The 9,957-nt window shown below is 60.3% G+C and carries 7 protein-coding genes and 2 pseudogenes; 3 read left to right on the forward strand and 6 right to left on the reverse strand.

Going from position 1 to position 9,957, the window contains the following annotated elements:
* Nucleotides 1-212: 212 nt before the first annotated feature.
* The 3 genes from BLU35_RS24485 to BLU35_RS24495 all read right to left on the reverse strand — a co-directional run bounded on the left by BLU35_RS24485 (nucleotide 213) and on the right by BLU35_RS24495 (nucleotide 2,554).
* Nucleotides 213-464, reverse strand: a complete 252-nt coding sequence (locus BLU35_RS24485; RefSeq protein ID WP_143032982.1) for a hypothetical protein — start codon at nucleotides 462-464, stop codon at nucleotides 213-215.
* A 175-nt stretch (nucleotides 465-639) separates the two neighbouring features.
* On the reverse strand, nucleotides 640-1,917 hold the full coding sequence (gene fabF, locus BLU35_RS24490; protein ID WP_093234859.1) for a beta-ketoacyl-ACP synthase II: 1,278 nt from the start codon (nucleotides 1,915-1,917) through the stop codon (nucleotides 640-642).
* Nucleotides 1,918-1,969: 52 nt separating this feature from the next.
* The gene (locus BLU35_RS24495) at nucleotides 1,970-2,554 is read right to left on the reverse strand and encodes a TetR family transcriptional regulator (protein WP_093234860.1); all 585 of its coding nucleotides are present in this window, start codon (nucleotides 2,552-2,554) and stop codon (nucleotides 1,970-1,972) included.
* Nucleotides 2,555-2,651: 97 nt separating this feature from the next.
* Between BLU35_RS24495 and BLU35_RS24500 the strand changes: the two genes are divergently transcribed.
* From BLU35_RS24500 to BLU35_RS24510, 3 genes are all read left to right on the forward strand, one after another.
* Nucleotides 2,652-3,764: an efflux RND transporter periplasmic adaptor subunit gene (locus BLU35_RS24500; RefSeq protein ID WP_093234861.1), complete on the forward strand. Its 1,113-nt coding sequence runs from the start codon at nucleotides 2,652-2,654 to the stop codon at nucleotides 3,762-3,764.
* Nucleotides 3,764-6,877 (forward strand): efflux RND transporter permease subunit, encoded by a 3,114-nt coding sequence (locus BLU35_RS24505; protein WP_093234862.1) that lies wholly within the window; start codon nucleotides 3,764-3,766, stop codon nucleotides 6,875-6,877. Before BLU35_RS24500 ends, BLU35_RS24505 begins: the two co-directional genes overlap by 1 nt.
* 299 nt (nucleotides 6,878-7,176) lie before the next feature.
* Nucleotides 7,177-7,998, forward strand: a complete 822-nt coding sequence (locus BLU35_RS24510; protein ID WP_093234863.1) for an oxidoreductase — start codon at nucleotides 7,177-7,179, stop codon at nucleotides 7,996-7,998.
* 241 nt (nucleotides 7,999-8,239) lie between these two features.
* Here the strand turns inward: BLU35_RS24510 and BLU35_RS24515 are convergent.
* The 3 genes and pseudogenes from BLU35_RS24515 to BLU35_RS24525 all read right to left on the reverse strand — a co-directional run.
* Nucleotides 8,240-8,599, reverse strand: a pseudogene (locus tag BLU35_RS24515) (isochorismatase family protein); the annotation flags it as partial.
* A gap of 42 nt (nucleotides 8,600-8,641) precedes the next feature.
* Entirely contained in the window at nucleotides 8,642-9,523 is an 882-nt protein-coding gene (istB, locus tag BLU35_RS24520; RefSeq protein ID WP_093234864.1) for an IS21-like element helper ATPase IstB, read from the reverse strand.
* 153 nt (nucleotides 9,524-9,676) lie between these two features.
* Nucleotides 9,677-9,957 (reverse strand): annotated as a pseudogene (locus tag BLU35_RS24525) (UPF0149 family protein); the annotation flags it as partial.

Here is a 9,957-nt window from a genome sequence, read left to right on the forward strand (position 1 = left end):
CGTCTCGATGGCTCGGCGTCGGCCGTGACGCGATCGACCCCGCACCGCTTGCGGCCGGAACGCAGAGGAGGTAGGGCGGCGGGCTTTTGTCCCAGGTCGCACCGCCGCCATTGGTTTATGTCGCGCTCATCGGCGACTACCTCTGGAACGAAATTGACCGCCCCTTTGAACGATTCAGGTCAATCCGCGCTAACCAATTCAATCCAAACAAGTCAGTTTCCCTTAGCAGGTATTAGTGCAGTAATGCCCACAGAGCCCCTTCCACCTTCAGCGTTCAGCTTGTCGAGAGACAAGAGGCGCTCAATCGGAGATTCCGGGGAGGGCGTTTCCTTCAACAATGTCATTTCCTTTTCAAGGATGAGCACGCGCTTCTCCAGGTTCACGAGATGATCCCCGTGCAGGTCATCTATCCCGTCGAGCGCTTGCTCCCAGAGTCGCCATTTTGCCAAAAAGCGTTTCAGCATCGTAATCTCCTGCATAGGCTCAAGTTCCGGGAAAGTCGCTAGGCGACTTGGGCGATAGGAGAAGGCACCTGCACCGCATCCTAAGGTCGGTTGTGTCAATCGACCCCGCATCCGGTCCTTAAGAGTGGCATCAAGGGTTGCGTCGAGTAGCCAGTTGCGACTTTTCGGTTGATGCTCACGCCCGTATTGCGGACCAGCGCTTGAACAGCGCGCTTGCGTTCACACCTCCAAAACCGAACCCATTGGTGATCGCGTACGTCATTGGGACCGAACGGGCCTTGTGCGCGACGATGTCTATACCGTCGCTTGCCGGATCGGGCGCGTTTAGGTTCAACGTCGGTGGCGCAATCTGGTCTCTAAGTGCCAGGATCGTAAAGATGGCCTCCAGCCCGCCGGCCGCACCGAGAAGGTGGCCGGTCGCGGACTTCGTGCCGCTCACCGCGAGACCGGACCCTTTCCCGAACACCGCCTTGATCGCCTCAATTTCCCCACGGTCTCCAACAGGGGTCGAAGTCGCGTGTGCGTTCAGGTGCTGGATCTCTTGCGGGGCGATGCCTGCCTGTCTGATCGCAATCTGCATCGCCCTTGCCGCGCCTGACCCGTCCTCAGGACCCGAGGTAATGTGGTGGGCGTCGGCCGTGGTGCCGTACCCGACCAGTTCGGCCAATGGCTGGGCGCCGCGCGCAAGCGCATGGCTCAAGGATTCGATCACCAACACACCAGCGCCTTCGCCCATGACGAAGCCGTCACGCAACATGTCGAATGGTCGTGACGCCAGCTCAGGTGTGTCGTTAAACCCAGCGGACAGCGAACGCGCTGCGGCAAAGCCGCCAAGGCTTACAGCGTTCATGCAGGCTTCGGTGCCACCGCAGATCGCGATATCGGCCTCGTTTCCACGGATGAGCCGCGCGGCGTCGCCGATGGCTTGTACACCTGCCGCGCATGCCGTCACCGGCGCCCCGAGCGGACCTTTGAACCCATGTCGGATCGACACCTGACCCGCTGCCAGATTGACAAGGAACGAGGGGATAGTGAACGGCGACAGGCGCCGCGGCCCCTTTTGGTCGACGGTCCTGACCGCGTCGGTTATGGCCGGAAAGCCACCGATCCCCGACGCGATGATCGTTGCGGTCCTCAGGCGGTCTTCTTCCGAGGTGGGCTTCCAGCGCGCTTGCGCGAGCGCCTCTTCCGCTGCTGCGAGCGCGAACAGAATGAAGCGATCGATCTTGCGCTGATCCTTTGGCGGAAGGACGGTATCGGGGTTAAATCCCCCCTCGGCATCTTCATTCATCGAAGGAACGACGCCGCCCACCTTGGGAGGAAGATCGCCGACGATGTCGTCCGGTAGACGGCGAATGCCCGACTTGCCGGCCAGAAGCCGGCTCCAGGAAGTGGTTACATTGGCACCGAGCGGGCTAATCGCTCCCATGCCTGTGACGACGATACGACGCATGACGACTCCAAGATGTACTGCATGGCATTGCGGGATCAGGACAGGCGTCGTCCTAATCGTTGTTGAGCGGGGCGAGGCGCTTGACCTCGTTCGCGGCCGCTTCGAGCAAGCGGTTTGACATATCCTTGTCGGTCACGATCCGGGAGAGCGTGACGGCGCCGACCAGAAGCGACAGGACAACCATGGCTTTTTCGTCCGGATTGGGTACACCTTGCTCCGGCATCAATTCCTCCAACACCTGGAGGTGGGCCTTTATGCCATCCTGGAAGGGTGTCCGCACCTCCGGACTCTGGCGAGCCGCGTCCGCCCCGAGCGCCACGAGCGGGCATCCGTCCGCGGTTTCGCCGCGATGACCGGCCGAAAGATAGAGATCGATGACGGCTCGAAGTGGATCGGAGCTCGAGGCTGCGACGGATGACCATCTGCGCGTCGCGCTTTCCATGGCCCGTCTTGACGCAAGCGCGGCCAAATCCTCTTTGGACTCAAACTGCTTGTAGAAGCCGCCCTGGGTTAGACCAGCGCCCTTCATCAGATCCTTTAGACCGATGCCGTCAAAGCCGTGCTCACGAAAGAGCCTGCTGGCAGCATTGATCACGGCCTCCCGGTTGGCTTCGGCCTGAGCTCGACTGACTCTCATGATAATCTCCTTTTAGATTTCATTTGACATCTATATATGCTTTAGAGTTAGAATGCAATCTATTCCGAACGCGTCGACCGTCAAGAAGGGTCACCACATGAAAACGAAGTTTATTCTCTCCTCGGCGGCTGTCCTCGTCGGAGCGGGGGTTGCGACCGCAGCTTTTGTCTTCTGGCCTAATGAGAAGGTAGCGATAGCTGCGGATCCTCGGACCTCTGTCCCCTTTGTCAGCGTCATTAAAGCGCGAATGCCGGACGCCGTGGCACGTAGCTTTACCGGAACCATAGCCGCACGTGTGCAGAGCGATCTCGGCTTCCGCGTTCCGGGAAAAATCGTTGAACGGCTGGTGGAGCTCGGAAACGAAGTGCGGGCCGGGCAACCGCTGATGCGGATCGATGAAACGGATCTTCGTCTGGCCGTCGCCGCCAAACGCAACGCGGTTGCGGCCGCCAAAGCAACCTTTATTCAAGCGCAGGCCGACGAGAGGCGCTACGCGGAGCTCGTCAAGAATGGCCTGGCGGCGTCTCCGCAGAGGTACGAACAGTCCAAGACTGCTCTCGATACCGCGACAGCGCAGCTTGCCGCGGCAGAAGCTGAAGCGAAAGTTGCCGAAAACGAGGCGACATACACGCTCCTTGTGGCAGACGCCGACGGCACCATCGTCGAGACACTGGGCGAACCCGGCCAGGTCGTATCAGCCGGTCAGCCGGTCGTCAGGCTTGCCAAGGCGGGGGCGCGTGAAGCGCTGGTCTGGATGCCGGAAAATATCAGGCCTGAGATCGGCGCCTTTGCCCGCGCCACCGTTTATGGCCGCGACGCGGAAGAAGCGGCGGTCCTGCGGCAGATGTCTGCTGCTGCGGATCCTCAAACCCGCACCTACGAAACGCGCTGGGTATTGCAGGGAGCAGCCGCGACCGCGCCGTTGGGTGCAACGGTGACGATCAGAATACCGAACAAGCACGCTCAGCTTCATGCCGAGGTGCCAGTCGGCGCCGTCCTGGACGATGGCACCCGGACTGGCGTCTGGGTGGTCGATGCGCAAGCGTCGAGCGTGCACTTTCGCGAAGTTAAGGTTGAACGGCTGGGTGAAGAAAACGCGGTCGTGACGAACCTGAATGCCGGTGAGGCGGTAATCGCGCTCGGCGCGCATCTTCTGACCGACGGTGCGACCATCCGCACCAGCGTCGAAAAAGCAGAGGCGGCGAACTGATGAACTTCAATCTTTCCGCGCTCGCCGTTCGTGAGCGGGCGGTCACCCTGTTCTTCATCGTCTTGCTGGCTGCAGCGGGCGTCTACGCCTTCGTCAAGCTGGGACGCGCGGAAGATCCATCGTTCACGATCAAGACGATGACCGTCACGGCCGTCTGGCCGGGCGCGACCGCCCGTGAGATGCAAGACCTCGTCGCTGAACCGCTTGAAAAGCGTATTCAGGAACTCACCTGGTATGATCGGGTGGAAACGACAACCCGCCCCGGTTACGCATTTTTGACGGTCACCCTCAAGGACAGCACGCCGGCGAGTGCTGTTGAAGAGGAGTTTTATCAGGCCCGCAAGAAACTCGGCGATGAGGCGAGAAACCTGCCGGCGGGTGTGTTCGGGCCCTTCGTCAACGATGAATATTCGGACGTAAGCTTTGCCCTTTATGCGTTGAAAGCCCAAGGCATGCCGATGCGGGACCTCGTGCGCCAGGCGGAAGGTATCCGGCAGGATCTCCTGCACGTGCCAGGCGTCAAGAAGATCAACATTTTGGGGGAACGGCCCGAGCAGATTTTCGTCGAATTCTCGTTCGCCAAGCTCGCCACGCTCGGCATCTCGGCGCAGGACATCGCAGCCGCCCTTCAAAATCAGAACAGGGTCACGCCAGCCGGCTCTATCGACACGCGAGGGCCGCAGGTCTTCATCCGTTTCGATGGCGCCTACAACAACATACAAGCGATCGCCGATACCCCGATTGTCGCGGGCGGCCGCACGCTGAAGCTTTCCGACTTCGCTCACATTCGCCGTGGCTACGAGGATCCTGCGACGTACAGCATCCGCCATGAGCGCGAGCCTGCCATCATGCTCGGCGTCGTCATGCAGTCGGGCTGGAACGGCCTGGAGCTTGGCAAGGCGCTCGAGGAAAGATCAGCGGCGATTGCCCAGACCCTCCCACTCGGCATGACATTGGCGAAGGTCAGCGATCAGGCGGTCAACATTCAAGAAGCCGTCGGCGAGTTCATGCTGAAATTCGCCATGGCACTTGGTGTCGTCCTGTTCGTCAGCCTCGTCAGCCTTGGCTGGCGGGTCGGCATCGTTGTTGCCTTGGCCGTGCCACTAACACTGGCCGTCGTCTTTCTGATTATGTTGGAGACGGGCCGCTTTTTCGACCGCATCACGCTCGGTGCGTTGATCCTGGCGCTCGGGCTCCTTGTCGATGATGCCATCATCGCCATCGAAGTGATGGTCGTGAAAATGGAAGAAGGCATGGACCGTATCAAGGCGGCGGCCTATGCCTGGAGCCATACGGCGGCCCCCATGCTGTCGGGTACGCTCGTGACAATCATCGGCCTGATGCCGGTCGGCTTTGCCAGATCCACGGCCGGTGAGTATGCCGGCAATATCTTCTGGGTGGTCGGCTTTGCTCTGATCGTATCCTGGATTGTCGCGGTGATTTTTACGCCCTATCTCGGTGTGAAGATGCTCCCCAACATCAAGCCGGTCGGCGGTGGTCACGCGGCCATTTACGGCACACCGAACTATCAGCGCCTGCGCGCAGTCATCGAGTTTGCGGTGCGTCACAAGTTCATGACATGCGCCGTCGTCCTCGTCGCCATGGGTGTTTCCGTTGTGGGCATGGGCGCGGTGAAGCAGCAGTTCTTCCCGACGTCGGACCGTCCCGAAGTCCTGGTCGAGGTTCGACTGCCCGAAGGGACAAGCATCGAAACGACCACCGCCACGGTCGCAAAACTGGAGCGTTGGCTGCAGGAGCAACCCGAGTCGAAGATCGTTACGAGCTATATCGGCCAGGGCGCGCCGCGCTTCTTCTTTGCCATGGCGCCTGAACTGCCGGATCCGGCATTTGCCAAGATCGTGGCGCTCACCCCCGATGCCGAGGGGCGCGAAGCGCTCAAGCATCGCATGCGCACCGCCATCGCCGAAGGCCTCGCTCCGGAAGCATCCGTGCGCGTCACACAGCTCGTGTTTGGACCCTATACCCCGTTTCCGGTTGAGTTCCGGATCATGGGGCCCGATCCCCAGAAGCTCTATCAGATCTCGGAGGAAGCGCTTGCCATCATGAAAACCGTGCCGGACGTTCGTCAGGCAAACCGCGACTGGGGCAACCGAACACCTGTGCTCCGGTTCATTCCGGACCAGGAACGCCTCAATCTCATCGGACTTTCCCCCGCTGAAGCCGCGCAGCAGATGCAGCTCCTGCTGACCGGGGCTCCCATCACGCAGGTCCGCGAGAACATCCGCAATGTCCCGGTGGTTGCCCGCAGCGCTGGCGAAAACCGGCTCGATCCCTCGAGACTGGCGGACTTCTCGCTGATCAGCAGGGATGGCCGGCCGATTCCGCTCGATCAGATCGGCCACTCTGAAATCCGCTTCGAGGAACCGCTCATGAAGCGCCGTGACCGCACGCCGGTCATCACCATCCGGTCGGATATCAATGAGGCGACGCAGCCGCCGGAAGTCTCCCAGGAGGTGATGAAGGCCCTGCAGCCCCTGATCGCCTCGCTGCCGGTCGGATATCGCATCGAAATGGGTGGCAATATCGAGGAATCGCTCAAGGCAAACGTCGCGCTTGTTCAGATCTTCCCGGTGATGATTGCGGCGATGCTGATCGTTATTGTCCTCCAGGTTCGCAGCCTGTCGACGATGACCATGGTCATGCTGACGGCGCCGCTCGGTCTTGCCGGCGTGGTGCCGACATTGCTCCTCTTCAACCAGCCCTTCGGCTTCAACGCCATTCTCGGGCTGATCGGGCTGGCGGGCATTCTTATGCGAAACACCCTCATCCTGACCGAGCAGATCAAGGAAAACCAGGCAACCGGCTTGGACGACTATCACGCGGTCATCGAAGCGACCGTGCAGAGGACGAGGCCCGTCATCCTGACGGCGCTGGCAGCGGTTCTCGCCTTCATCCCGCTCACTCATTCGGTCTTCTGGGGATCGATGGCCTATACGCTCATTGGCGGTACGGCCGTCGGCACGGTGATGATCCTGCTGTTCCTACCGGCGCTTTATGCGGCCTGGTTCCGGATCAAGCCGACGGAGCAGCAGACGCATGAGCATGCAGAGAAGAAGGCTCCGCAATTGCAGCTCGCGAACGCCGCGGAGTGACCACATGTTCAAATTGTGTGTTGCCCTCTCCCAAAGTGGTGCGAAGGAGAACGCCGACGATCCAGCATCAAGGATCTCTAATCTTCGTCCGGCGTCGCCTCGACCCGGACCCGGGACCCAGGAGTTCGGCGGCCTTTCTTCGCCAGCTTCGGATGGCGGGGCTTCTTTTCCCCCTGATAGTTTGCGCGCGAACCTCAGGCCAACAGCCGACGACGCGCTTGTCGGGTGGGGGGATGCGCAGAGCCGCACGCGGCGCAGTAACGGTACTAGTCGGACAAAATAGAACATAGGAGGCAGTTGTGCCCGAACAGAAAGTAGTCGTAATAACCGGGGCATCCTCGGGCATCGGCGAGGCCTCGGCCCGTCTCCTCGCGCAGAATGGTTATCGAGTATTTGGTGGCGCACGTGACCCAGGACGCGCCAATCCGATCCCCGGAGTAAAGTTCGGGACCGTAGACGTGACAGATGAGTCTTCTGTTGCCAGCTTTGTGGAATGGGTTCTGACCGAGGCAGGTAAGATCGACATTCTGATCAACAACGCCGGTGTTTCCCTGGTGGGTCCAGTCGAAAATACATCGATCCCCGAAGCGGCGTCCGTTTTCGACACAAACGTCTTCGGTCCTCTTCGCATGATTCGGGCCGCTTTGCCGTCCATGCGGACAGCACGAAGCGGGCTTATCATCAATATAAGCTCTGTCTTGGGTTTCTTGCCTGCGCCGTTCATGGGCATCTACGCCAGCAGCAAGCATGCCCTTGAGGGGTTATCCGAATCCCTCGACCATGAAATTCGAGGTTTCAATGTGCGTGTGGTCTTGCTTGAACCGACGTTCACGAACACCAAGCTCGACGTCAATGCTGCGCATACGCAGGCGCCGTTGGGAGTTTATGAGGGTCAGACGAAAGCGACCATCACGGCTGTCCAGGCTCAAATCAAGTCAGCGCCTTCCCCGCAGGTGGTAGCTGAAAAAATTCTGGCGGTGATCAACGGCCCATACAAAATGCGGCAGCCGGTTGGCGGGCAAGCCACCCTTCGAAGCCGCCTGCGCAGGTTCATGCCAGCAAACGCGGTCGATGGCAGTCTGCGGAAATCATTCGGCCTCGGCAAGGTACGAACGTCGTAAGTCAGCGTCCGGAGTCTCCGCGAGTTGTTCAAAAGGCGGCGGGTGGAATCATACGCAGTCGCCGCACATGAACGGATCTGTTGCGGCAGGCTTCACCGGCTGCCGGACCGGCCGGAGCCAGAATCTGCGCCATAGCATTCATCGCTGACATCACATGGCGTCCCTGTGAAGTGAGGTTGGCGAGGGCCGGAAAACGGATCGATTCCGACCCTCACCGGAATGCTCGCCATGCCGGCCCGGGTCAGCCTTCGCTCGGCGCCGGGGTGTTGAGAAGCTGCTGCTCCCAAAGATACCCGCCGAAGTGCTGGATGAGAATCTCGGTCAGCTCCTCGACATGCTCGGTGCGCGCCCAATCGCGTTGCCATTCGCCAGCGAGCGCCATCACGGTCATCACGTTCGCGCCGGCCGCGGCCATGCGTTGGATGGCAACTTCGTGAGACTCCTTCGAAATCCCGCCCGACGCGTCGGTGATCACGGTGACGTCCCAGCCTTCGCCGGCGGCCTGGATGACAGGCATTGCGACGCAGACCTCGGTCCACAGGCCGGCGATGATCAGTTGCTTGCGGCCGGTCGCCTTGACGACGTTCACCACATTCTCGTCCGACTGAAATCTCCCCAAAAGTGCCGAAGTAAAATTCCCCAATTATGCCGACGTCGACGGCATGGAGAATTGGGTATTTTTCGGCGGCCGACCGCGTGGACGTGGCGGCGGCGCGAAGGAGGGTGGCGTAATCAAAGCTTTCGAACGGACGTGTTCAGGCATCAGTTCGGCATGTTGGCGCAACCTGTAACTTGATCCTTCGATCTGAACGACAACGGCGTGATGCAGAAGCCTGTCGAGCAGCGCGGTAGCGACGACCGCGTCTCCAAAGACATCGCCCCATTCTGCAAAGCCGCGATTGGACGTCAGGATCATTGCACCTCTCTCGTAGCGGGCGTTGACGAGCTGGAAGAACAAATTGCCGCCACCGGCGATGACCGGGAGATACCCGATCTCATCGACGATCAGCAGACTTGGCCTGCAGAAGAAGCGGATGCGTTCTTGCAGCCGTCCCTCGCGCTCGGCCCTGGACAGCGCTGCAATGAGATCGGCCAGCGTGCAGAAGTAGACGCTCTTGCCAGGTTTGACGGCTTCGACGCCGAGCGCCACGGCGAGATGGCTTTTGCCGGTTCCCGGTGGCCCGAGGAAATGCACGGCTTCATGCCGGTCGATGAACCCCAGTTGCGCAAGCGTGAAGATCCGATCTCGATCGAGGGAGGGCTGGAAGGAGAAATCAAAGCCGGCGAGCGTTTTGATGGTTGCCAGGCGGCCCATTCGCAGTGCCGTTTTTATGCGGCTGTTCTCGCGCAGGGTCAGCTCTTCGGAAAGCAGGATATCAATTGCTTCCAGTGCCGAGAGCTCGCCCTGCTCCAGGCGGCGGACAATATGATCGAGTGCCTCAAGAGAACGTGGCATCTTCAAGCCAACAAGGTCATGACGAATGCGGTCGATCATCGACGGCACAGCATCGAGAGCGGCGCTCATGGGCGATTCTCCTGTGCCATAGCTCTGGCGACGGCGTCGTAGAAGGCCAGCGGCCGCTGTGTGACCCTTTCTCCGGATCCATGAAGAATGATCGTGAGCGCGACGAACAGCCCACTGCTTTGGGCGTTGACGGAACGGCAACAGCGATTTTTCTCAGAACTTCTGCTTTGCCCGCTTCGGCATAAAATAGGTTCGGATATTGACGAGTGCTTCGGCGACCTCAGCAGCATCCTGGCGGGTCGCTTTCCGTTTTGCCTCGCCGAGCTTGCGGATGGGCGCGACGATGTCGCCAGTGACGGCATGACCTCGAAGGACGGGCTGCCAAAGCTTGGGCGCGTACCTTGTTCCTAAAAGAAAGCAGAGGTCCCAATCGAATGGATCAAAGGTCTGATCATCGATCCTGGTGAACCTGGGCCGGTGGTCCTTCGGCGTTT

The sequence above is a fragment of the Sinorhizobium sp. NFACC03 genome (assembly GCF_900103435.1).
GTDB lineage: Bacteria > Pseudomonadota > Alphaproteobacteria > Rhizobiales > Rhizobiaceae > Ensifer.

Bases quoted from the DNA above. Each gene is read 5' to 3' on its own strand.
- BLU35_RS24485 (WP_143032982.1), bottom strand. From the start codon at position 464: ATGCTGAAACGCTTTTTGGCAAAATGGCGACTCTGGGAGCAAGCGCTC.
- fabF (WP_093234859.1), bottom strand. From the start codon at position 1,917: ATGCGTCGTATCGTCGTCACAGGCATGGGAGCGATTAGCCCGCTCGGT.
- BLU35_RS24495 (WP_093234860.1), bottom strand. From the start codon at position 2,554: ATGAGAGTCAGTCGAGCTCAGGCCGAAGCCAACCGGGAGGCCGTGATC.
- BLU35_RS24500 (WP_093234861.1), top strand. From the start codon at position 2,652: ATGAAAACGAAGTTTATTCTCTCCTCGGCGGCTGTCCTCGTCGGAGCG.
- BLU35_RS24505 (WP_093234862.1), top strand. From the start codon at position 3,764: ATGAACTTCAATCTTTCCGCGCTCGCCGTTCGTGAGCGGGCGGTCACC.
- istB (WP_093234864.1), bottom strand. From the start codon at position 9,523: ATGAGCGCCGCTCTCGATGCTGTGCCGTCGATGATCGACCGCATTCGT.